Source organism: Synechococcus sp. MIT S9509 (assembly GCF_047303035.1).
Classification (GTDB): domain Bacteria; phylum Cyanobacteriota; class Cyanobacteriia; order PCC-6307; family Cyanobiaceae; genus Synechococcus_C.
Genome location: NZ_CP138940.1, coordinates 2,195,736 through 2,220,489, shown reverse-complemented (window position 1 = coordinate 2,220,489; position 24,754 = coordinate 2,195,736). Strand labels below are relative to the sequence as shown.

Here is a 24,754-nt window from a genome sequence, read left to right as displayed (position 1 = left end):
CTAGGCGGTGGCGTTCTGAAGACGCCGCAGAACCCCATTGATCATGCGACGGCCCTGTGCATCGCTGTAGCGATTGGCCAGCTCCACGGCTTCACTGCAGGCGACGGAAGCCGGCGTGTTCATCGAACGTAGATCAACCACTGCCAGTCGCAGGATGTCGCGATCAATGCGAGGCAGCCGGCTGAGCCTCCAACCCTCCATGACGCCGTCGAGTTCGTCGTCAATGTCCTGACGAGACTTCAGGACCAGCTGAATCCGACGCATGGCTTCCTGACGCACCTGTTCCTGATCAGCAAGCGCCAGAAGACGAGGCAACTCAAGACTGGCCGAAAGGCCGTTGAGCACCTGTTCCGCCCCTGTGAGCGTGTCGCGCAGATGGGTGCGTACAGAAGCCATATCAGTGGAGGCACTGCCCTCCTGCAACTCGCTGTCGAGCAGAGACTGCTGAGCTTTGTCCAGATCACCGGCGCAATGATCAAGCACCTCGCGCCAGTGCTGCATCAGGCTGTCGAGAGCTTTCTGAAGCAGTGTCTCGAGATTGTCCTGCGCCGCTGAGGAACGCTCCCGTTCAGCGCACTGACCGAGCACAAACAGCGCAAGCTCACGGGAGAGGGTTCGGGTCTGCATAAGCGGCGGGATGTATCGAACGAACGACTCAGGACGATGAGGGTGCCACAGAAGCTCTGAGCTGGGCGATCAGACTGGAAAAACTGCGATTCACTGGCGCTTCGCGTTCGTCAGGGTTAACAATCCCCGCGGAAATGATGGTTCTGAACGCATCTTCGACAGAAATATCGAGCTCTCTGACAGACGCCTCGGGAACCAGGGTGTACCAACCAGTTGTGGGATTGGGTGCCGTTGGAATGAACACGCTCAGCAGATCCTGACCGAGGTCGGACTGAAGTGAAGGTCCCACCTGCCCCGTGACGAAACCGACGCTGTAAAGACCTTCCCGCGGATATTCCACCAGCACAACCCGTCGGAATCGTCGAGAATTGTCGCGGAGAAAAGTCTCAAGAAGCTGCTTGAGAGTTTTGTAAACGGAACCGGCAAGAGGAATGCGCTGCAGCGTTCCCTCACCGAATTCCAGCAACCAGCGCCCGACAATGTTTCTTGCCATCAAACCGATCAACAGGATTCCCATCAGAGGAACCGTCAAACCGAGGGCCAGGTTGATCAGATCCTGAAGAAGAGGATTGAGATTGATGAATGGATTGAACTGTTTCGGTATCGATGTGACGAACGCCAGCACAAACCTGCTGACGATCGTGGAGAGCCAGATTGTGGTGGCGAGCGGAATGACCACAAGAAGACCTGCAATCAGGTCGTTCTTGAGGTCATTCTGAAGCCTGGCGCTAAGCGGCAGGTCAGGTCTTGGATTGGACTGAACCAAGGAACGCCCGGGGCCTGGAGCCTACGAATTAGACCAACTTAACCAGCGGTCAGAGGACAGCGCTGAGAGCGAGCAATACCAGCGCCACCGCCAACACGACCGCACTGACGGTGCCTCCGAAGAAACGCTGATTGATGGTCAGATCGCGTTGGCGTTCGGCCTGCTGAATCTGCTCGGTCATCTGTGACAACTGCTTGTCAATGAACGTCTGAGCAGCCTGAATCTTGTCCTCCTCGGTGGCATCAGCAGGAAGCTGACCTGCCTGAGCCAACTGTTCACCGAGAACCTTCACATTTTCAGGATTCGCCGACTGCTGACGGGCCATTTCCAGTTGGTTGCGCCTTTGCTCAAGGGTCTGATCAGCCTCACCCGTCAAGGATTGATTTCCTGAGATTCCAAGAGGAATCACAGCGATCATGGCCACAGCGAGAATCGCTGAGATGACACAGACGACCCAGCGAATCGGTGTGCGGCGCTGCTGCGGGTGATCCAGGCGGGACCCAATCAGCATGAGCAGCAAACCGACGAAACCCATCGGAGCCTGGCTCACAAGACGTTCAATCAGAAGCTGCTGAAAAACCCCATCGCTCCAATCGGCGGCACTGAGAACCACTCCAATCTGAATCGAGAGCAGGAGCACCAACGTGATTCCCAACCAGCGCAACAAAGGTGCTGCACGCAAAGAAGAGTCTTGGGAGGGAGATGACAAGGCACGATGCCAGAAGGGTGCCCAACTTTAAGGTCAGCTTTTTGAATGTTCCAGCCAACGTTGCAGAGCTGAGCCTGGCCCTCAAGCAACAGGCCAGGAACGAGGGTTTTGACCCCGTCGGCATCGCCTCCCTGCCAGGCAGTGAAAGATTGCAGATGCGGACCGCCGCGCTGCAGCGCTGGCTGGAGGCAGGCCATCAGGCCGACATGAACTGGATGGCGGCACCGCGTCGACTGTCAGCGGCACGCCTGCTGGAAGGTGCTGAAAGCATCCTGGCGGTGGGATTGAATTACCACGTTTCCGCAGACCGGCATCCGGGTCGTCTTGCAGTGGCCCGCTATGCGTGGGGAAGGGACTACCACAGGGTGGTGAATCAACGCTTGAGAAGGGTTGGCCGCTGGCTGCAAACGGTGCGGCCGCAATGCAACTGGCGGGTCTGCGTCGACGCAGAACCGCTGCTCGACAAAGCCTGGGCTGAGGAGGCTGGGCTGGGCTGGATCGGCAAACACAGCAACGTGATTCACAACAGGAGGGGTTCATGGATGGTGATCGGTCACCTGATCACGACCGAACCTCTTCAGGCCGATCAACCAGCCAAAGCGCGATGCGGGCAGTGTCGAGCCTGCATTGAGGCCTGTCCCACCTCTGCGATCACCGAACCCTTCGTGGTGGATGCAAGGCGCTGCATCGCTTTTCACACGATTGAAAACCGCAATCCTGAACTGCCTGAAGCGATGGCCGAAGCCATGGGACCCTGGGTCGCTGGATGTGACATCTGCCAGGACGTCTGTCCGTTCAATCACGGCTCCATTCCTTCCAGCGACGACCCGGATGTGCAGCCAAGGCCCTGGTTGCTGGATCTCAAAGCGGAGCATGTCCAGAACTGGACCGATGAAGACTGGGATGAACGGCTGCGCGGATCAGCTCTGCGCAGGATCAAACCCTGGATGTGGAGGCGCAATGCGGCAGCTGCCAGACCTGACAACCCCCCTAGTGTGGGTTGAGTGCTGGATCAGCGATGGGAGTTCGTGCTCGTAGACAACGGGGCAGGCATCGGGCTCTGGTGATATCAATGCTGACGGGAGCCCTTGCTGCCTTCGGCGCCGCACCGGTCAGGGCTCTGACCCCATACGTCTACACACCCAGCGCTCAGGAACTTGAAGGTGCCGGCGTCGGCATCGGCCGGACCGCTGCACAATTGCTGCGTCTGGGACAGCCGGAGGAAGCGGCAAGTCTCGCTGCACTGGCTGTAAGCCTTCAACCCAATGACGAACGACTGTGGTCGGTGCTGGCCGAAGCGCAACTGCGCAGCAATCAGCTCAAAGCGGCCGCTGGTTCACTGGCCAAAGCCAAGGCACTGAAACCGGGGAAAGCCGGACTCTGGTTCGCTGAGGCATCCATTGCACTGCGGGACGAGCGACCGGACGACGCCATCTCCCTTCTCGATGAAGGTCTGCGACTGGATCCCAAAAATGCCGGTGCCTACTTCGATCTCGGCAATGCCCGCGTGATGCAGTCTGACCTGAGACAAGCTCTGAAGGCATTCGAACAGGCCACAACCATCAAACCCAGCTTCTGGGAAGCGCTGAACAATCAGGCACTGGTTCTGTTCGAAATGGGCAACACACCCGAAGCCATCAAACGCTGGCGTTCCGTCCTGTCGATCAAACGCAATCCTGAACCGATGCTGGCTTTGGCGGCTGCACTCAATCAACAGTCTCCGGGTGATGCTGAATCGCTTGAACTGGCTCGCAAAGCGCTTGCTGAAGATCCCAATTACGTGCTTCCAGGGCATCAGGAGAATCAACTCTGGGGCTCGAAACTTCGCCAGGCAACTGAAGTTCTGCTGACGACGCCCAGCCTCAGAGGTGCCGTTGAACGTGCTGAAGCAAACGCCGATCCCAAATCGGCTGAGTGATTCAGAAGGAAGATCTGTAGGCTAAGCGCCTTCTGCCTTCTTGATTCCGGAGCGGATGGCCGAGGAGCGCGTTCAACCGATCGCCCTGCATCAGGAGATGCAGCGCTCCTATCTCGAGTACGCGATGAGCGTGATCGTGGGTCGAGCACTGCCGGATGTTCGCGACGGTCTCAAACCCGTTCAGCGACGCATCCTTTACGCGATGCATGAACTAGGGCTGACCCCGGACCGCCCTTACCGCAAATGCGCCCGCGTTGTCGGCGACGTTCTCGGCAAATACCACCCTCACGGTGATCAGGCTGTCTACGACGCCCTTGTCAGGCAGGTCCAGACTTTTTCAAGTCGCCATCCCCTTCTGGACGGCCACGGCAACTTCGGCTCCGTGGACGACGATCCTCCAGCCGCAATGCGATACACCGAAACGAGGCTGGCTCCCATTGCCCACGAGGCGCTGCTGGATGAAATCGGCGACGACACGGTCGATTTCGCTGCCAACTTCGATGGTTCCCAGCAGGAACCCACTGTGCTGCCGGCCCAGCTGCCGTTTCTGCTTCTGAATGGCTGTGCCGGAATCGCGGTGGGCATGGCCACGAGCATCCCCCCCCACAACCTGGGCGAAGTGGTGGATGGACTGGTGGCACTGGTGCGAAAACCGGATCTGAGCGATGAGAAGTTGCTGGCTCTGATTCCAGGGCCTGATTTCCCCACAGGCGGTGAAGTGCTGCTGGGCAGTGGAATCCGCGACACCTATCTCCGCGGTCGCGGCAGCATTCCCATGCGGGGCGTCGCCCACGTGGAGGAAGTGCAACCTGGAAAGGGCAAACACAAACGCAATGCGGTGATTGTCACTGAGCTGCCTTATCAGCTGAGCAAGGCTGGCTGGATCGAAAAGCTTGCTGAACAGGTCAACGACGGAAAGATCGGTGGCATTGCCGACATACGCGATGAAAGCGACCGCGAAGGCATGCGGATTGTGGTGGAACTGAGGCGAGACGCCGAGACGGATGTGGTTCTGAAGGACTTGCAGCGCCGCACATCTCTGCAAAGCAACTTCGGAGCCATCCTGCTGGCACTTGTGGATGGTCAACCTCGCCAACTGTCGTTGCGGCAACTGCTGCAGACCTTCCTGGAATATCGGGAGCTGACGCTGATACGCCGGACCAGCCATGCCCTGCGCAAAACGGAAGACCGGCTCGAGGTGGTGGAAGGTCTGATCACAGCGCTGGCATCCCTGCAGAAGGTGATCGCCATGATTCAGGAGGCGCGCGATGCATCAACGGCCCGGGCGAGCCTGATGGTGCAGCTGGATCTGAGCGAGCGACAGGCTGATGCTGTTCTGGCCATGCCCTTGCGTCGGCTCACGGGGCTGGAGCAAGAGAGCCTGCGCCAGGAGGCCGATGAACTGCGAGCTGAGCGGCAAAGACTGAGGTTGCTACTGGACGATCGACAACAGCTGCTGGATGCCCTGGTTCAGGAACTCCGCCACCTGAAAAAACGTTTTGCTAGCCCCCGCCGCACACGTCTGGTGGAGGGAGGTGATCACCTGCTGGCTGAACGAGCTGCAAGCCAGCGCCCCAATGCCGAACTGCAACGCCGTCAGGCCCTCGATGCTCTGCCACCTGAATCACGGATCCTGATCCAGACCGATGGGCAGGTGAAGGTGGTGAGCCCCCAGCTGCTCGGCCGATTGCATCTCAATGAACCAGTTGGTCTGGGCGATGAACCGTCGCCAGCACGACTGATCCTGCCGATCAACCCCGCACCACGACTGCTGGCACTCACCGCCAGTGGTCGCATCGCCCTGCTGCGCTGGGAGTATGCAGGTCAGCAACCCGGTGGGCTGGAGCGTTTCCTGCCAACCGCTTTGGAAGGCGAAACAGTGATCAACCTGCTTCGACTTCCCGCTGCTGATGACAAAGACACCAACAGCCGCATGTCTCTTGGTCTGCTGACCACAGACGGACGCTTCAAACGACTTCCACTGGACGACATTCAGGAGCTATCGGGCCGCGCCGCCACCATTCTCAAACTGAAGGAGGGCGTCTCACTGCTTTCAGCAGTGATTTGCGAACAGGGGGGGACCGTGGCTCTGGTCAGCGACATCGGTCGAATTCTCTGCTTGCCGATTGAAGAGCAGTGCCTGCCGTTGATGGGCAAACTGGCCCAGGGACCAATGACCATGCGCATGCTGCCCGGAGAGAATCTTGTTGGAGCTGTCAGCCAACCCGCTAACAACAGCACCTCCGAAGCCAACAATTCCGACGCAAACAGCATTGGGGAGATCCTGATTGGAACCAACAACGGTGGTTTGATTCGCCTCTCTCTGAATGAACTGCGTCGTTGCAAACGTGGAGATCTAGGGGAAATCGCTGTGAAAGTGAACAGCGATGACAAAAAAACTGATCGCCTGGTCTCAGTCTGTGAAAGCGCAGGTCTGGTGGGTGTTGTCACCAACAAAGGGCGCCATGCCCGCATCAAAAACTCAACAATCAGCATGGAAAGTAATCAACCCACGCAGCTGAAATTCAAAGCAGAAGAAACACTGGTTCAGCTCGTTCCACTCCTGAGCTGAGTTGATTCATCAATCAATTCAAAATTCTGTTCAAGAAGTGCAATTTCCCTCCAACCACTCGAAGTAGTTTTCATCAATATCTCCAGTCACATAGCGACCATCAAAACAGGACATTTCAAGGTCTTGAATATCGGTTCCCTGAACAATACTTTTTTTTAGATTATCAACGCTCTGATAAACAACATGATCCGCAGCCAGAACATCTGCGATTTGATCGGTCGATCGACCATGAGCTAGAAGCTCGCCCCTCGTAGGCATGTTGATTCCATAGACATTGGGAAAACGCACAGGGGGCGCAGCTGATGTGAACGTGACCTGATTCGCTCCAGCATCACGTGCCATCTGAACAATCTCCCTGGAAGTCGTACCACGGACAATGGAATCATCGACAATCAAAACATTTTTTCCAGAAAATTCAGTACCTAACGCGTTGAGTTTCTGGCGCACAGATTTCTTTCTTTCCGCCTGACCAGGCATGATGAACGTACGTCCGACATAACGGTTCTTATAAAATCCCTCCCGATATTCAATGCCAAGTTGCTTTGCCACTTGCATCGCAGAAGGCCTAGCCGAATCCGGTATTGGCATCACAACATCAATATCACCGGCTGGTAATGATTCAGAAATTGTTTGTGCAAGCAGATCACCCATCCGCAACCTTGTTTCGTAAACAGAAATCCCATTCATGACGGAATCGGGCCGTGCAAGATAAACGTATTCAAAAGCACAGGGAACAAGCTGGTAAGACTGCGCACACTGACGTTGATGGAGATTAAAATCAAAATCGATAAAGATTGCTTCTCCAGGTTCAACATCACGAACAATTTCATAACCACTGTTTTCAATAACGAGCGATTCACTCGCCACGATCCATTCATCTCGTCCCTTTTTTGAAGTTCTGCGGCCAAGAATCAACGGTCTGATACCAAAGGGATCACGGAAAGCCAGAAGGCCGCGACCTGAGATCAGAGCGATTGCTGCATAGGAACCCTTGACTCTGCGATGCAGCGATGACACTGCGTCAAACAATTGATCGGGAGAAAGATCTGGGCCAGTGAGGTGAGACTGGATCTCTGTTGCGAGAACATTCACCAACATCTCTGTATCACTGGAAGAGTTGGTATGGCGTCGATCAATCTTGAAAAGATCCTGTTCCAACTGACTTGTATTGGTCAGATTGCCATTGTGAACAAAAGTGATCCCATAGGGAGCATTGACATAAAAAGGTTGAACCTCATCTTCAGCTGCCGCTGCACCTCTCGTGGCATAGCGAACATGACCTATACCAACATTCCCGAGCAGTTTGCGCATATCACGCGTTCGGAATGCTTCACGCACCCTCCCACGTTGTTTGTGAACATGGAATGTGTACTTATCCATCGTGACGATTCCTGCAGAGTCCTGACCACGATGCTGAAGCAGAAGGAGGTTGTCATAAATCTGCTGATTAACAGAATCAACAGAAAAAACACCGATAATTCCACACATGACTACACCCCGCCAATGAGATTATCAAACAAATTGAACACGCCCTGAGAATTCATAAAGGAATTCCTGTTTTGTTCATCAAAGAAGACAAACAAGGGGACTAAAAAAAGTCCTTTAACTTTAGCAAAGCAGCTCATGGTCATTCAGAAACCTCCTGGATTCGATCCATTCGCCGCGGTAGTGAACTGTTAAAGACATCACGACACTGATCAATCTCCAGATTCAGACAAAGATCCTGATCAGCACGTACTTGCAAATAAGGGTGGTCGCTCACAACACCAATCCGAGTGATTGGCAATGCATCCTTCTCAACCAGCAGAGCCTCCCATTGCCCAATGCAATCCGCCTTCACCGACACCACGATCCGACTCCCACCTTCCGCAAACAGAACTCGATCCAAACGCACACCCTGAACATTGAGATCGATCTCGATTCCCAACCCCGAAGCAATCGAAGATTCCGCCAAAGTCACGCATAGACCGCCATCGCTGCAGTCATGAGCTGAGCCAAGCAGACCTCGAGTAATCGCCTCACGCACAAGGCAGCCAACCTTGGCCTCCATCAGAAGATCCGGCAGAGGTGGTCGACCAGCCAGAGACCCTGTCATCAGCTGTTGATAGGCACTGCCTGCCAAACCCAGAGAGGGAGCCTTGGCGTCTTCAGGGCCGACACCAATCAGATAGATGGAATCATGGGCCTGTCGCCATCCCAGACCGATCACAGTGGTGATGTCATCGACACCACCCACCATGCCGATCACAGGAGTGGGGTGGATCGGCTGCAGAGTGCCGTCATCGTTTTTGATCTCGTTGTAGAGCGAGACATTGCCACCGGTCACCGGGGTGTTGAGTGCTCTGCAGGCATCCGAAATACCTCGGCATGCCTTCGCAAGCTGCCAATAGCCCTTCGGGGTTTCAGGCGAAGGAAAATTGAGATTGTCGGTGACTGCGAGAGGTTCAGCGCCAACACAACTCAGATTGCGTGCCGCTTCGGCAACAGCTGCCTGAGCTCCCCGCTCAGGATCCAGTGCAACCCAACGATTGGGACAATCCACCGTGGCAGCCACTCCCTTGATTGAGCGGCCCAGTGACCCTTCACCCTGCTGCGGCCGGAGTCTGACCACAGCTGCGTCTGCGGATCCCGAAGACACCACAGTGTTGGCCAGCACCTGCTGGTCGTACTGACGATGCACCCAACGTTTGCTCGCAATCGTGGGATCATCCAACAAGCGCAGCAGACTCTGGCCCCAGTCATGGCCATGCTCTTGCAGGGGAAGGTCCGCTTCCGACCAGCGCCACAGCTCCTGAATCTCAGCAGGAGGCTCACTGAGCAGCTCATGGTGATTGATCGGCGTATCTTCCGCCAATGCCCTTGAGGGAACCTCAGCGGCCACAGCGCCTGCCTGAAGCACCCGAACCACAGGCTCCGCCAAAACACGACCCACCACTGCAGCTTGCAAACCCCAGCGCCGGAAACGCTCCATCAAAGGCTCTTCACGACCGGCACGCACCACAAACAGCATGCGCTCCTGCGATTCAGACAACAAGTATTCGTAAGCCGTCATCCCCTGCTCTCGAGCAGGAACCTTGTCGAGATCAAGCTCAATTCCAAGATCGCCTTTGGCTGCCATCTCCGAACAGCTGCAGGTGAGACCGGCAGCGCCCATGTCCTGAGCGGCCACCACATCACCGCTCTGGAATGCTTCCAGACAGGCTTCAATCAATCCCTTTTCCAGAAAAGGATCTCCCACCTGAACAGCTGGACGATCATCCAGCGAAGCGGAACTCAGCTCAGCGCTGGCAAAACTGGCTCCTCCCATGCCATCACGCCCCGTGGTGCTGCCTACGTAAATCACGGGGTTGCCAACCCCGGAGGCTCCTGATTTCACAATGTCGTCGGTCTCCATCAGACCGAGGGCCATCGCATTGACCAAGGGATTTCCGCTGTAGGAGGGATCAAAAGCCACTTCACCACCCACGGTGGGAACACCCACGCAATTGCCGTAATGGGCAATGCCAGCCACCACGCCCTGCATCAGTCCAACGTTGGCGGAATCCTCCAGAGGGCCGAAGCGCAAAGCATTCAGCAGAGCGATCGGACGAGCACCCATGGTGAAGATGTCGCGAAGGATTCCACCGACACCTGTGGCTGCTCCCTGAAAAGGTTCCACCGCCGAAGGATGGTTGTGGCTCTCAATCTTGAAGGCAAGGCGATGGCCAGCTCCAAGATCCACCACACCGGCGTTTTCTCCGGGACCCACCAGGATGCGAGGCCCCTCAGTCGGGAAGCCACTGAGCAACGGTCTGGAATTGCGATAACAACAGTGCTCGGACCACATCACTCCGAACATGCCGAGTTCAGCCCGGTTGGGGTCACGGCCCAGCCGCCGCTGAATCTCGACGTAATCCTGCTGGGTGAGCCCTTCCTGGCGGAGGGCGGCCTCGACATCAAATGTCTCAGCCGCAGAAGAAGACTGGACCACAGTCAACAGGTCATCTACTCCCAGTGTTGCCGACGGCCAGTCCGTGACCAATCAGATCCAGGGATCACCATCCCGTTCCACAGACCTGCGGTTCTGCATGACCGGCTCGCGATCAATCCAGTCGTCGTCAGTCCAATCCTCCAGTGGATCTGAATCCGTGGCCTGAGGAGAACCATCTGGCTCATTCAAATCACTGCGAGAGAGGTGTTCATCCCAGGGAGGTTCCTCCAACCAACCTTCAAGCCTTTCTCCGGCACGATCGCCGAACTGTTGCAACTGCTCTCGCCAGTGACGGGACCTGCGAACGAAATCCTGACGAACACTGGCACGAGCCTCGGGCAGGTCATCCAGATCACGAAGACCGGTGGAGACCAGTCCTGGCTGCTGATCAACAATGCGATCAGGTGTCAGTCTCCAGCGGCTGGTTCCTGGCAGACGAGGATCGCTGCGGGATACCAGGTAATGAAGGATCTCACCGGTGGAGGGGACAAACGCAAGGTCTGCAATCTGGCCAAGCCGCTCTCCTGCGAAATCGAGCAAATCGGCATCAAGCAGGGTGGGAAGCCTCTCAAGGGTGAGCTGATCAATCTCCGACGGTGTCCCCTTCACAAACACCTGTTGATCCTCAAGACCACGACACTGATTCAGTCGCCAGACGGCGCGGGTGCCACGCAAAGCGGAAGGACGGCTGACCCAGCCCAGCAGGCGATGCACCGGAGGATGCATCCAGGCCATCACTCCAATGCCGTGATCAAGTCCCTGGTCACAGCGGACGCGATGTCTCAGAAGATCGCTGAGCAGGAGTGGGTCAGGCAGCGTCAAAATCAGGAACGAATCTGAACGGGCATCACCAGATAGGTGAGACCTGAAGCATCATCTGACGGTGAAAGGATGGCCGGAGTTGTCGGGGCATTGCACTGCAGCCGAACACGCTCTGAATCCATTGCTTTCAGACCATCCAGCACGTAGCGCACATTGAATGCGATCTGAACGGGGTCGCCTTCAATCTCTGCGGACAGGGACTCCGAACCACTGCCCACATCCTGGGCATCAGCACTGATCTGAACCAGACCCTTTTCAGGATCACTGCCGATACGCACCACATTGTTGTGCTGATCAGCTAAGACGGCGATGCGTTCAAGTGAGGCGACGAAAGCCCGACGGTCTAGATCAAGCGTGCGGTTGAAGGAATCAGGAATGAGCTGGCGGTAATTGGGGTATGTGCCTTCAAGCGTGCGACTGGTCACCATCTGATCTGCAGCCAGGACCACCACCTGACCGCTCTCACAGAACAGACTCACGGCATCCGTCCCTTTCCATCCCGCCATCAGGCGTTCAACCTCACGAAGGGAGCGAGCCGGCAGGGTGACCGCGAGACCAGCCTCCTCTGAAGCTTGAAGATCGGAGAGGGCTAGGGGGGCCTGGAGTGCGTCGTTGATGCTGAGCACGGCCAGACGATGACCATCCGTGGAAGCCGCCTCGAGGCTGGTCTGATCAAAACGGAGATGCACTCCGGTGAGCAGCTGCTTGGCTTCGTCGGAACTGCTGGCGAACAGGGTGCTGCGCAGTGCTTTGACAAGGGCTGCCGGATCGAGTTTGAGCGCTGTGCCGTTCTCAACGAGAGGCAGCTCAGGAAAGTCATCAGCAGGCATGCCTCGCATCTGATAGCTCCCGCTCAGGCTGGTGAGTTCAACCTGTTCCCCGGCTTCGTCGGTGACAAGAGTGATTGGTGAATCACTGGAAAGACGCGAGACGATCTCACCGAAGAGCCGCGCCGGCAGTGTCACCGCACCGCTGGTTTCAACGGTGGCTGACAAAGACGTCTGAATGCCCAGGTTGAGGTCAAAGCCTGTGAGACTGAGTCGATCGGTGCCAGCATCAGCGGTCAGCAACACGTTGGCTAGCACCGGATGGGTCGGTCTTGGTGCAACCGCTCTGCTGACCAATTGCAGCGCAGCGTTGAGTTCCGTTTGGGAACAAACCAGTTTCATGGCGACGTTGTCCGCTGCAAGGCCTGAGGTCACCCACGGTTTCACAGGCACGCACGAAGCGCAATGGTCCAAACGAACATGCCGTTCATGCTTCTTACTGGCTGTTGAGTCTTTTAAACCAAACAACTAAAACAGCCGTAGTAGGGCCTGTGGAAATCGTGGAAAACCACCAAGCCTCATTCAGGCCAATGGTTTCCTGATCGCACAGGCCTGGGGAATCTTTTTTCGCCGATGAGGAGAAACAGCGGTTTCTCACAGAATCAACAGCCTGGGGAAAGGCGGAGGGTTCTGTTCAGGGCCATTTGGAGCAGGGTCTCCACAGATTTGAGGCGGGGTTTTCTGCAGGCTTCCGCAGGCAGTTCATCATCTGGTTGCTGTTCTTATCCAGGCTTTCGACATCAAAAAACCCCTTAAAAGGGGCCTTTTGACATTCATAACGATGTCCGGCTGTGGTGTTGATTCAGAAACCCATCACCCTGGCCACAGTGCCGAGATCCGGTTCCAGATCGGTATGGAAGGCGGCGTCGTTGTTGTTAATGGCGCAATCAGGGTCTTTCAGTCCGTTGCCTGTGAGAACACAGACCACCGTGGCTCCCGCAGGCACTTCGTCTTTGCGTTTGAGCAGACCCGCCACTGAAGCAGCGCTGGCTGGTTCACAGAACACACCTTCATGCCCTCCCAGCAGCTTGTAGGCCTGAATGATTTCCTCATCTGTCACATCCAGGAATGCGCCGTTGCTCGCTGCCCTTGCGGCAATGGCTTTTTCCCTGTTCACAGGATTGCCGATGCGGATGGCCGTGGCGATCGTTTCTGGATCGGTCACGGTGGTTTCGTTGACCAACGGAGCTGATCCACTGGCCTGGAAACCCATCATCCTGGGCAGAGTGCGGCTGCGGCCCGCCTGGTGATACTCCTGGAAGCCCATCCAGTAGGCGGTGATGTTGCCGGCGTTGCCCATGGGAATGCACAACCAGTCAGGGGCTTCTCCTAAGGCGTCGATCAGTTCGAATGCGGCTGTTTTCTGACCCTGAAGGCGATAGGGGTTCACCGAATTCACCAAGGTGACCGGGTACTGATCCGATACCTCACGCACAATGTCGAGAGCTTTGTCGAAGTTGCCCCGAATCGCGAGCACCTCGGCTCCGTAGACCAGCGCCTGAGCCAGCTTTCCCTGGGCGACATATCCATCGGGGATCAGCACGAAGGCCCTCATCCCCGCACGTCTTGCATAGGCCGCGGCTGCCGCTGATGTGTTGCCGGTACTGGCACAGATCACGGCTTCACATCCAGCTTCCTTGGCCTTGCTGATCGCCATGGTCATACCCCGGTCCTTGAACGAACCAGTCGGATTCAACCCGTCGTATTTCACATAAACCTTCACTCCCTTTCCGATCCTTTCAGCGATCGAAGGCACTGGTATCAGCGGTGTTGCTCCTTCCCTCAAGGTCACCACCGGAGTGGAGTTGCTCACGGGTAACCAGGTTCTGTAAGCCTCAATCAGCCCTGGCCAGTCCTGCATGACAGGAGCAGGGGAAAAGCGGCGACGGAAGCTGTTGAGCAGTGACACCTGCGGAGGGCAATGTTCCTCAGGAATCTATGTGGCAGGCACAGCAACCTGATTCAGTTGCTGCCGTCCTTCAGACCGTCCAAAGGGGAATCTGAGAAGAACTGAACCAGGCCTGCGATCGATTCCGCTTTTTCGATCACAGCCATCAGTGCAGGAATATTCACTTCCATCACGTCTGTTGGATAGGCCTCTAAAAATTTGATTGCTGTCAATCCGCCTTCACCGATCTGAAGTCCATTGATCACACCGGCGCGGATGGCAGGAACACTCACCGAGGGGGCGGGCACTTTCAATGGATAGATGATCCGAGCCACTCTGGTCAGAATCACATCTCCGATTCTTGTGGACATCAGCCTGCTGGTCAGCACCAGTGGCAGATTCAGTTCCTGATTGAGCAGTTTCGCCACATCCTCAGGATCCTGTCTGCTCAGTTTCAGGAGGTCGACCAACAACCCACGCGCTTCGCCTGTTTCAGCCAGGTAGGCCAGGTCCGCAACACTGATTGAACGGATGAAAGCTCCACTGACAAGAGCAACGTCCTTGGCGGCGTGAACGGGCAGGAGACCACCCAGCAGGCTCAGAGCCATCGCTGAGCCTGTTGCCAGAGCGTGCCTGCGAAGGCGTGATCGTGCAGACATGAGCAGAACGAAGTGATCGGAATCTAGGGGGAGACTCCTGCCGCCGCTTTGACCAGTCGGACAACTCCTCGTTCGGCCAGACCCTGTGCGAGTTCAACTCCCATGCGTCGGGCGTCTGGTTCACGCATCAATCTCGGCAAGCGGCTGAACAGCAGATCCGGGCTGAATCCAGGCAGCTGCTGGAGAACCTGGATGAGTTGGCGGATCGGTTCAAGGTCCATGTAGAAGTCCTGATCCAGTTCGGCTCCTGACGTCATGAGGCGGGTTGGTTGCAACTGACGGGGGAGGCGCCTGCCAATGCGTTGCAGGGTCATCCATCCGAGTGAGTCGATGCGGTCGGCTGCAGTTTCAACTATCTGATGGCGCAACATGCCCCCATGGGTTGACACCAGGAAATCAAGAACCTGATCCAGCAAGGCTTCCAGATCCAGCTGGTCCTGACTGGCTGCACTGGCTACGAGATTTTCCAGACGGGTCCAGCTGAAGATATCGCCGTCGAACAACATCTCCTTCAGGCTTTGCCTGAGCTGTGGATCCGGATCCTCCATCAGTCGGCGAGCGAAGTAGGGATAGGCGGCTCCGAGAATCTTGAAGTCAGAATCCACACTCAGAGCAATTCCCTCAAGGGTCACCAGCGATCGGATGATCAGTGCGTAGTAAGGCGGAACTCTGAACGGGAATTTGTACATGACCCCGGACAAGTCATCGGTGACCGCTTTGAAGTCCATGCGGCTGACACCCGCTTCCAGTGCCTGACTGAATACGGTTTCAAAAGCCGGAACAATCGGCTCCAGGTTCACGTCTTCCGCAAGGAATCCGAGGCTGACGAAATCTTTTGACAATTTGCCGAAATTGCGGTTCACCAGGTGAACAACGGCCTGGATCAGACCGGTCCGTGATTCACGGGAAACCTCGCTCATCATTCCGAAATCCAGATAGCAAAGCCGCCCATCAGCAAGGGCCAGCAGATTGCCTGGGTGTGGATCGGCATGAAAAAAGCCGTGTTCAAGCAGTTGCTGCAGGCTGCAGTTCACGCCCACAGAGACCATGTCGTCTGGATCAATCCCCAGATCTCTCACCGCTTCAAGATTGGTGAGTTTGACGCCGTCGATCCATTCCATCGTCAGCACTCTTCGGCTGGTCGCTTCTCGATAAATGTGTGGAACGGCGATGCGGGGATTTTGTTGATGAAGCTCGCTGAATTTCTCCGCATTTGACGCTTCATTGAGATAGTCCATCTCTTCGAACACCCGACTGCCCAGTTCATCAATCAGTGCAACCAGATCGCTGCGGATCAGGCCGATGTTGCTGTTGAGCCAGGCAGCGATGTTGCGCACGATGTAGAGGTCAAGCGTGATCTGTTCACGCAGTCCGGGCCTCTGCACTTTCACGGCAACACGTTGGCCGTCGTGCAAGGTTCCTCGATGCACCTGGCCGAGAGAGGCAGCGGAAATGGGTTCGCGTTCCAGTTCTGCATAAATGCTGTCGACGGGAGCGCCCAGATCTTCTTCGATGCAAGCCATGGCCAGAGCGCTGTCGAATCCTGGAAGCTGGTCCTGCAGCTGGGCCAGTTCCTCAAGGAGCACCGGAGGAACGATGTCTGGTCGCGTTGATAGAGCCTGACCTGCCTTGATGAAGGCCGGGCCGAGTTCCACAAGCAGCTCGGCGCATTCCTTGGCTCGGCTTCGTGCCCGTTTCGGATCCTTGAGCAGTTGGAAGATCCAGTCAAAGCCGATTCCGATCAAGAGCATTCCAATCGGCACCAGGGTCTGCCAGAGACGCCTCAGCAATCTCTGCGGATGCCCCGCGTAGATGCGGGTGATGGCAGCCGGGTCATAGGTCAGTAGACCGGCCGCTTCGATGAAATCGCCGAGTTCTTGTGGGGCCACCGGCCGCAATGCCATGTGCACCCCTTCTAATCGAGCTGAGCCGCCGCTACGGTCAGCACCAACACCGGGGTCTGCCGTGTTATCCGGTCTGCGACTCGAGAACATCGCCTTAATCGACAGCCTCGATCTTGCTTTTGATCATGGCTTCTCCGTGCTGACAGGTGAGACGGGAGCAGGTAAGTCGATCCTTCTTGATGCTCTTGATGCCGTGCTTGGAGGCCTGCAGGCGGGCGCCGGTCTGCGCCTTGTGCGTTCCGGATGTGAGCGGGCTGTAATCGAGGCCAGTTTTCGACCTGGCGCAGCTGCCAGACGCTGGTTGCTTGAGCAGGAGATCCCTGATGGAGATGAGGAGCTGGTGGTGAGTCGGGAATGGCGGCGCCAGGACGAACGTTTCAGCAGTCGCTCGAGGTTGAACGGTGTGATGGTCAATCGTCAGCAGCTGCAGCTGCTGCGTCCACTGCTGATCGATCTCACCGTGCAGGGTCAGACCCAGCAGCTGGCGCGTCCCGGTCTGCAGAAACGCTGGCTTGATCGTCTTGGGGGTGTTTCTCTTGAGGTTCAGCTTGACCAGGTTCGCAGCCACTGGAGTGACTGGGTCCGCTGTCGAAATGAGCTTGAGCGCGCTGAAACCGATCAGCTGCGTCTTCAGGAGCAGCGGGAGGAGCTTGATCTGTTGCTGGTGGAACTCGACCGGGCCGAGCTTGAAGACCCTGCGGAGATTGAGCTGCTCGAGCGGGAGCAGGATCGTCTTGTTCACGGTGTGCGCCTGCAGCAGGGCCTCGGTCTTCTGATCGGGCGTCTGATGGATGGGGCTGATCAGGCACCTTCAGCCATCGAGCATTTGCATGCCTGCAGCCATGAGTTGCAGCAGATGCAGGGCCTTGATCCATCGCTGAATTCCATCAAGGATCGATGCCTGGATCTTGAAACCGCTGCTCAGGATCTGACCCGGGAACTGGAGAGTTACGGAGCCTCACTGGATAGTGACCCCCATCGTCTCTCTCTTCTTCAGGATCGTCTGGCCGAGCTCAAGCGCCTGGAACGCAGGCATGGTCAGAATCTGAGTGATCTGATCAAGCGACGCGATGAGCTGCGTGACCGTCAGCAGTCAGGGGGTGTTGATGCACTGATTGAGCAGTTGCGCAGCAAGGAGCAGGCGGCTTGTGTGATTCGTGATCGCAGCAATGCTTCTCTGCATTCAATGCGACTGGTTGTTGCGGCGAAGCTGCAAAAACGGTTGATGGATCATCTCAGGCCCATGGGATTGGCCAATGTGCGTTTTGAGGTCGCTGTTGAACCATCCGAGCCTGGCGAGACCGGTGCGGATGCGATCTGTTTCCTGTTTTCGGCCAATCCAGGTCAGCCCATGGCACCGCTCGCTGAAGTGGCTTCCGGAGGTGAGATGTCGCGTTTTCTGCTGGCCCTGAAGACCTGCCTTGCCGAGGTTGATGGATCCAGCACCTTGCTCTTCGATGAAATCGATACAGGAGTGAGCGGTCGTGTCAGTGGTGCCATGGCTGATCTGCTTCGGCTGTTGTCAAAACATCGCCAGGTGTTCTGTGTCACCCATCAGCCCCTTGTCGCCGCAGCTGCAGATCAGCATTTCCGCGTCAGTAAAGACGTTGTCGCTGGAGTGACTTATTCACGAGTGTCCCAGCTGCGGGACACCCAGCAGCGACAGCGTGAGCTGGCCGAACTGGCAGGCGGAGACCTGCATGAAGCTGAGGCTTATGCAGCCAGCCTTCTGGATCAGAAAGCAGCATGAGCACCAGCTATCCGATCGGCAGTGACAACTTTTCAGATCCAGCCCTGCAGGTTCAACCGTTCCCCAGATCATGATCCCGTTTTTGACAGAGTCGATGTAACTCATGACTTGATGTCAGCAGGTGTGATTCAAGTTCCAGATGCTTGGCGCCAGTCTTAGGAGGTTGATCCCAGCCTCCCTCGCAGTAGGAAATGATTTATTGAAAGAAATTGATCTCGAAAGTCTTTTTAAGCCGATTTAATCAGGAGTTTTAGCACCATATTTTCAGATAGCTGATGAAAAATCGATGAACGCATGGCATTATTTCAATCCAGGATTGACAATGCTGGACTGTGCTGTTGTCTTATGATTTCAATAACTGTTGTTTGGTAAATGTATCAACCAACATTTGCTAAGGCGGCAAAAGACTATGAGAGCCACGCCTTGCCCCAGGGACGAGCTGCAAGTCGTTTGGTTAGACAAATCATGGAGACGGATGACTTAAAGTCAATCAGTTCAATCATCGACATTGGCTGTGGTACAGCCTTCGCGATAAAACAACTACTCAATAAATTTAGAGATAAAAATATTGTATTCCCGGCTGAGTGTGTATTGGTTGATCAAGAAACCTTGATGCTTGATGTTGCATCAAAAAGCATTCGAGAAATCTTTAATGTTGAACCAAAATGTGTATTGTCGGATGCATTTAACTCCAAATGGACAGGTTTTTACCAGAAGCATGGGCAGACACATGGCAGAAGAGTTGTAATCAGCAGTTATCTTCTTCAGTGGAGTAAAAATCCACTTGATGTTTTGATCAAAATCTGGATCAATTTATTAAACAAAGATGATCTTTTGGTGATTAGCTTTCCAGATTCAAGAAGTTTTGAATGGTTAAGAAGGTCGCATATGTTGGCTGGTTTAAAAGATAAATCTTTGAAATTGTTTGATTCCGAAGAATTGATTGGGGCTAATGCAATTGCAAGGTTGTCGACCTGTTATCAGGTTGTTTCCTGTGGCCAGGATAATGATTCAGTTGTGATTAAGCAGCCATCCGATTATTTAAGGCATTTTTCAAGAATTGGATCAACGCCTTCGTTTCGACGATATAGCTTCAGGGAAGTCAAGCTTATCCTCAAAGCTCTGTCTTTTTTGGAGAAGAGTGGTCACCCATGCATGTTGGATTATTATTCAACATGGCTTGTACTTAAACGTCTCTGACTGCTATTAAAGGTTGCATTACGAGAAGTATTTATATGAATTTAAAGTTATTATGTCTATCTGCTGATCAGTGAAGTTTTCCGTTTTTGCTTCTGCAAAGTCGGTTGTAATGCTTTTAACGCTGCAGAATTGGTGATTCCTTCTGCGGTTGTATGAAGGTTTTAATGCTAAAAAGCATACGCAAATTGATATACACGGCGATTTTTAGGGGGAGTTTTTGTGAAGTCAGTTAACAATGGGGCCGCCTTGAGTGGTTTTGATGTCATGGCTGTGGATCAGCGTTTCAAGGTCAGCCAAGTGTTGTCGATCTGAGCACCGTCAAGAGTGTCCCATCTGCGGGACACTCAGCAGCGACAGTGAGTGTTGTCGGGTCTGGACTTTTGTGAAGCGGGCGTCTACGTAGCCAGCCCGTCGGATCAGAAAGCGTCATGACCATCATCCGATCTCAGTAGAATCTGCGATCCCTGAGATTCAGCCGTATGGGGCGCGCAGCTCCCAAATCCAAGGCCCCGTCTCTGGCGGAGCCGGTGAAGCTGACTGCTGAATCCGACGAGAACGTGATCCGCGTTCGAGGAGCTCGGCAGCACAACCTCAAGAACGTCGATCTCACCATCCCCCGCAACAAGATGGTGGTGTTCACCGGTGTGAGCGGCAGCGGTAAAAGCTCTCTGGCTTTTGACACGATCTTCGCTGAAGGGCAACGTCGCTATGTCGAAAGCCTTTCCGCCTACGCCCGTCAGTTCTTAGGTCAGGTCGACAAGCCCGATGTTGATGCCATCGAAGGGCTTTCACCGGCGATCTCGATTGATCAGAAATCCACCAGTCACAACCCTCGTTCCACAGTCGGAACCGTCACGGAGATCCAGGATTATCTGCGCCTGTTGTTCGGGCGGGCGGGCGATCCGCACTGTCCGAGGTGTGATCGTCCGATTCGCCCGCAGACCATTGATGAAATGGTTGATCAGATCCTCACCCTGCCTGAATCAACCCGCTATCAACTGCTTGCTCCGGTTGTGCGTGGCAAGAAGGGCACCCACACCAAATTGATCAGCGGTCTGGCCGCTGAGGGTTTTGCCCGTGTGCGGATTGACGGAGAAGTGCGCGAACTGGCGGACAACATTGAACTCGACAAGAACCAGAGCCACAACATCGAAGTCGTTGTCGACAGGCTTGTTGCTCGCGAGGGAATCCAGGAAAGACTCACCGATTCTCTGCGTACGGCTCTGAAACGCGGAGATGGGTTGGCCATTGTTGAGGTCGTGCCCAAAAAGGATGAGCAACTTCCAGAGGGTGTCGACCGCGAGCGCTTGTTCTCCGAGAATTTCGCCTGCCCCGAGCATGGGGCGATCATGGAGGAGCTGTCTCCGAGATTGTTTTCGTTCAACAGTCCTTACGGGGCCTGTGAGGCGTGCCATGGAATCGGTCACCTGCGCAAGTTCACTGCAGAGCGGGTTGTTCCGGATCCCTCACTGCCCGTTTACGCCGCAGTTGCTCCCTGGGCCGAGAAAGACAATTCCTACTACTTCTCCCTGCTCTATTCCGTTGGGGAGGCCTTCGGCTTCGAAATCAAGACTCCCTGGAAGGAACTCACTGAAGAGCAGCAGGACGTGTTGCTCAACGGCAGTCGCGAACCGATCCTGATTCAGGCCGATAGCCGCTACCGCAAGGGCAGTGCTGGATATCAGCGCCCTTTCGAAGGAATCCTGCCGATTCTTGAGCGGCAGTTGCGTGATGCCAGCGGCGAGGCCCAGCGTCAAAAGCTTGAGAAATTTCTGGAGCTGGTTCCCTGCTCCAGCTGTGCCGGCAAACGACTGCGCCCCGAGGCACTGGCTGTGCGAATGGGCTGTTTTCGGATCACCGATCTGACTGCCGTGAGCGTGGGCCAGACCCTTGATCGGATTGAGCAGTTGATGGGTGTCGGCGCATTCGAGAGCAGTGCGCCACTGCTGACGAACCGTCAGATGCAGATCGGAGACCTTGTGTTGCGGGAGATCCGCATGCGCTTGCGTTTTCTGCTGGATGTGGGTTTGGACTATCTGAGCCTTGATCGGCCGGCGATGACTCTTTCAGGCGGAGAAGCGCAGCGCATCCGTCTGGCGACTCAGATCGGAGCCGGTCTTACCGGAGTGCTCTACGTGCTCGATGAACCGAGCATCGGTTTGCACCAACGGGATAATGATCGTCTGCTGGCCACTCTCGAACGTCTCCGTGATCTGGGAAACACCCTGGTGGTTGTGGAACACGATGAGGACACCATTCGCGCCGCCGATCACGTGGTGGATATCGGTCCTGGAGCCGGAGTGCACGGAGGCCACATCGTGGCGGAGGGATCTCTTGACGATCTCCTGAATGCAGCGGACTCGGTTACCGGTGCTTATCTCAGTGGTGAGCGAAGCATTCCCACCCCTGCTGAACGCCGTTCGGCGGGGACTCGCAGCCTCAAGCTGCTCAATTGCAATCGCAACAATCTCAAGGACCTGAGCGTTGAGTTTCCGCTTGGTCGTCTGGTTTCCATCACCGGGGTGAGCGGCAGCGGCAAGAGCACGCTTGTGAATGAGTTGCTTCACCCTGCGCTCGAGCATGGACTTGGTCACAAAGTGCCCTTCCCCCACGGTCTCGGGGAGATGCGTGGTCTCAAGTCGATCGACAAGGTGATCGTGATTGACCAGTCACCGATCGGCAGGACCCCCCGCTCCAATCCCGCCACCTATACCGGTGCGTTTGATCCGATTCGTCAGGTGTTTGCAGCCACCGTTGAAGCCAAGGCTCGTGGCTATCAGGTGGGTCAGTTCAGTTTCAACGTCAAGGGCGGACGCTGTGAGGCTTGCCGTGGTCAGGGGGTCAATGTGATCGAAATGAACTTCCTGCCGGATGTCTACGTGCAGTGCGATGTATGCAAGGGCGCACGATTCAATCGTGAAACCCTTCAGGTCACCTACAGGGGCCACACCATTGCTGACGTTCTGGAGATGACCGTTGAGCAGGCCGCCGAGGTGTTTTCAGCCATTCCGCAGGCGGCTGACCGACTGCGGACCCTCGTGGATGTGGGTCTTGGTTACGTGAAGCTGGGTCAGCCTGCACCCACGCTTTCCGGGGGTGAGGCGCAACGGGTGAAGCTGGCGACGGAGCTTTCTCGCAGGGCCACCGGTAAGACGCTTTATCTGATCGATGAGCCCACCACCGGCCTGAGTTTCTATGACGTGCACAAACTGATGGATGTGATGCAGCGTCTTGTCGACAAGGGCAATTCCATCATCTGTATCGAGCACAACCTTGATGTGATTCGTTGTTCCGACTGGTTGATTGATCTTGGTCCAGAAGGTGGTGATCGCGGCGGACAGTTGGTGGCCTGCGGAACGCCGGAAGAGGTGGCCCAGCATCCAACCAGTCACACCGGTCGCTATCTCGCCCGGGTTCTGGAGCAGCATCCCCCTCAGACGGTTCCTCTGGCGGCATGACGTCCTACCCGTGTTTCCGCTTTCATGGGCTGGTTGCAGCTGCGGCTTCGCTGCTGGTCGCTCAACCAGTGGCAGCGGTTGAGCGTCTCACCTTCACTTTGCCCTTGCTCGATGAGAGCATCAGCCTGGATTTGACTCAGGCCACCAACGCACGGGAGTTGATCGATTCCAATCCGGATCTTCGGGAGCTGGATTGGGCAGGGGAAGGATCGGTGCAGAAGCTGATCGAATCACTGTTGACTGCTCCTCTTCCTGAAGAGACCAGCAGCATCGTTCTCCAGTCCCTTGGGCACCCTCTGTTTGAGCAGCTGCTTCTGGCAGCCTCAGAACTGATTCAGGTCAAGGGTCTCCCTGTCGACACCAGCGGGCGCATGGTGTCGGAGGCTCTGATCGCGGCCTATCGGGATGATGAGCCCCATCTGCTGGGATTTCTGCGTCATGTCCCTGGTGATGAGATCTCGATCAATCTTCAGGTGCTCGCTGCCTATGCCAAAAGGCTCAGCGACAACCAAGACGATGCAAAGGCGCTGGTGCAGAGGGGCACTGCAGCCAAGCCTGTTGCATCAACCATCGTTGATGCCGCTGCATCAGGTTGGACGCGCCAACAACGTTCCGTTGCGATTCAGCATCGTCCGCAGCCTCTGGAGGTCACTGTTATTTCTCCCACCGCAAGGCCTAACGGTCGACTGGTGGTGATCTCCCACGGGCTCTGGGATGAACCCTCCAGTTACGAGGGCTGGGCCCATCTGCTTGCTGCCCATGGATATTTCGTCCTGCTGCCTGACCACCCAGGCAGTAATGCAAAGCAGCAAAATTCAATGCTCAAGGGCAAAAAGCCCCCACCGGCATCGGACGAACTTCGCTTGCGTCCCATGGATGTCACCGCCGTGATCGATGCGGTCGAAGCTGGCATCCTGCTCTCTGGTTCTTCTGTTCAAACCGATTCAGTGGCTGTTGTCGGTCATTCCTGGGGTGCCACTGCAGCTCTGCAGCTGGGCGGTCTGAAGACCACGAGCCGGAAGCTGAGTTCACGCTGCCGCAATCCTCGTGATCCAGACCGCAACCTGAGCTGGGTTCTTCAGTGCAGCTGGTTGAAAGGTGCTGATCAGGGATCTCTGGGTGACATGAGAGTTCGAACCGCGGTTGTGGTCAGTCCTCCACTGCGCCTGCTGTTTGATGAATCCAGTGGTCCTTCAATGCATGCCAAGGTTTTGCTTGTGAGTGGAACCCGCGATTGGGTTGTCCCCTCGGATCCTGAAGCGGTTGTTCCGTTGCGCAACGGTCAACCTCTGGCCAATGGCCATCGCATTGTTCTGGCATCAGGTGGTGATCACTTCAACCTCTGGGCTCCGGTGGATGCCAAAGAACCATCTGTGCTGGGACCTCTGATCCTTGCCTGGATCAATGATCACCTGGGCATCACCGATTCCCTCAGCTTCAGTGCCGGTGGATGGGGCAATCGACGCGTGCCGCTGATGGATGTCACCGGTCAATTATGAAAATTCTTTACGCTATGGAAATGTTCTGATCCAATTTTTTTGTTTGCATATCTATATCAAAATCAATCTCAATTTGTAGTGCCCGTCTCTTTTAAATCCTTTTAAAGCCAGGGGATTTGCACGTGCTTTCAATCTCTGCAGATTCATTTGTCAGATTGTTTTTATCTTTTTGAATCTCCACATCA

Annotated in this window: 17 protein-coding genes; 7 read left to right on the top strand and 10 right to left on the bottom strand. The window is 55.6% G+C overall.

Annotated features, from left to right (window positions below; genetic code table 11):
* From nusB to SIB73_RS12575, 3 genes are read right to left on the bottom strand one after another with little or no spacing between them, the layout of a single operon-like run.
* Entirely contained in the window at positions 1-627 is a 627-nt protein-coding gene (gene nusB / locus SIB73_RS12585) for a transcription antitermination factor NusB (protein ID WP_413404630.1), read from the bottom strand.
* Positions 628-655: 28 nt separating this feature from the next.
* Complete coding sequence (locus tag SIB73_RS12580) at positions 656-1,393, bottom strand: DUF502 domain-containing protein (RefSeq protein WP_413404632.1); 738 nt, start codon at positions 1,391-1,393, stop codon at positions 656-658.
* A gap of 49 nt (positions 1,394-1,442) precedes the next feature.
* Positions 1,443-2,102, bottom strand: coding sequence for an HpsJ family protein (locus SIB73_RS12575; protein WP_413404634.1), 660 nt, complete (start codon positions 2,100-2,102; stop codon positions 1,443-1,445).
* A gap of 41 nt (positions 2,103-2,143) precedes the next feature.
* On the opposite strand from SIB73_RS12575, the gene queG reads away from it, so the two are divergent.
* The 3 genes from queG (at position 2,144) to SIB73_RS12560 (ending at position 6,592) form a co-directional block, all read left to right on the top strand.
* The gene (gene queG, locus SIB73_RS12570) at positions 2,144-3,106 is read left to right on the top strand and encodes a tRNA epoxyqueuosine(34) reductase QueG (RefSeq protein WP_413404636.1); all 963 of its coding nucleotides are present in this window, start codon (positions 2,144-2,146) and stop codon (positions 3,104-3,106) included.
* 68 nt (positions 3,107-3,174) lie between these two features.
* A complete protein-coding gene (locus tag SIB73_RS12565) occupies positions 3,175-4,020 on the top strand; it encodes a tetratricopeptide repeat protein (protein WP_413404638.1) in 846 nt (281 codons plus the stop codon).
* Positions 4,021-4,075: 55 nt separating this feature from the next.
* Positions 4,076-6,592, top strand: coding sequence for a DNA gyrase/topoisomerase IV subunit A (locus SIB73_RS12560; RefSeq protein ID WP_413404640.1), 2,517 nt, complete (start codon positions 4,076-4,078; stop codon positions 6,590-6,592).
* Positions 6,593-6,622: 30 nt separating this feature from the next.
* On the opposite strand, the gene purF is transcribed toward SIB73_RS12560, so the two are convergent.
* From purF to SIB73_RS12525, 7 genes are all read right to left on the bottom strand, one after another.
* On the bottom strand, positions 6,623-8,080 hold the full coding sequence (gene purF / locus SIB73_RS12555) for an amidophosphoribosyltransferase (RefSeq protein WP_413404642.1): 1,458 nt from the start codon (positions 8,078-8,080) through the stop codon (positions 6,623-6,625).
* Between the two features lie 139 nt (positions 8,081-8,219).
* Positions 8,220-10,562: a phosphoribosylformylglycinamidine synthase subunit PurL gene (purL, locus tag SIB73_RS12550; protein ID WP_413406184.1), complete on the bottom strand. Its 2,343-nt coding sequence runs from the start codon at positions 10,560-10,562 to the stop codon at positions 8,220-8,222.
* Positions 10,563-10,613: 51 nt separating this feature from the next.
* A complete protein-coding gene (locus SIB73_RS12545; protein ID WP_413404644.1) occupies positions 10,614-11,384 on the bottom strand; it encodes an RNA methyltransferase in 771 nt (256 codons plus the stop codon).
* Between the two features lie 2 nt (positions 11,385-11,386).
* Positions 11,387-12,553: a DNA polymerase III subunit beta gene (gene dnaN, locus SIB73_RS12540; RefSeq protein ID WP_413404646.1), complete on the bottom strand. Its 1,167-nt coding sequence runs from the start codon at positions 12,551-12,553 to the stop codon at positions 11,387-11,389.
* Positions 12,554-13,013: 460 nt separating this feature from the next.
* On the bottom strand, positions 13,014-14,072 hold the full coding sequence (gene thrC, locus SIB73_RS12535; protein ID WP_413406186.1) for a threonine synthase: 1,059 nt from the start codon (positions 14,070-14,072) through the stop codon (positions 13,014-13,016).
* A 101-nt stretch (positions 14,073-14,173) separates the two neighbouring features.
* Positions 14,174-14,758, bottom strand: a complete 585-nt coding sequence (locus tag SIB73_RS12530) for an alpha/beta hydrolase (RefSeq protein WP_413404648.1) — start codon at positions 14,756-14,758, stop codon at positions 14,174-14,176.
* 23 nt (positions 14,759-14,781) lie between these two features.
* Complete coding sequence (locus SIB73_RS12525) at positions 14,782-16,662, bottom strand: ABC1 kinase family protein (RefSeq protein ID WP_413406188.1); 1,881 nt, start codon at positions 16,660-16,662, stop codon at positions 14,782-14,784.
* A 61-nt stretch (positions 16,663-16,723) separates the two neighbouring features.
* Between SIB73_RS12525 and recN the strand changes: the two genes are divergently transcribed.
* From recN to SIB73_RS12505, 4 genes are all read left to right on the top strand, one after another.
* Positions 16,724-18,412, top strand: coding sequence for a DNA repair protein RecN (recN, locus tag SIB73_RS12520; protein WP_413404650.1), 1,689 nt, complete (start codon positions 16,724-16,726; stop codon positions 18,410-18,412).
* A gap of 372 nt (positions 18,413-18,784) precedes the next feature.
* Positions 18,785-19,612 (top strand): hypothetical protein, encoded by an 828-nt coding sequence (locus SIB73_RS12515; RefSeq protein WP_413404652.1) that lies wholly within the window; start codon positions 18,785-18,787, stop codon positions 19,610-19,612.
* Between the two features lie 479 nt (positions 19,613-20,091).
* Positions 20,092-23,070: an excinuclease ABC subunit UvrA gene (gene uvrA / locus SIB73_RS12510; RefSeq protein WP_413404654.1), complete on the top strand. Its 2,979-nt coding sequence runs from the start codon at positions 20,092-20,094 to the stop codon at positions 23,068-23,070.
* Positions 23,067-24,569: an alpha/beta fold hydrolase gene (locus tag SIB73_RS12505; RefSeq protein WP_413404656.1), complete on the top strand. Its 1,503-nt coding sequence runs from the start codon at positions 23,067-23,069 to the stop codon at positions 24,567-24,569. The genes uvrA and SIB73_RS12505 overlap by 4 nt, the downstream gene beginning before the upstream one ends.
* The last annotated feature ends 185 nt before the right edge of the window (positions 24,570-24,754 follow it).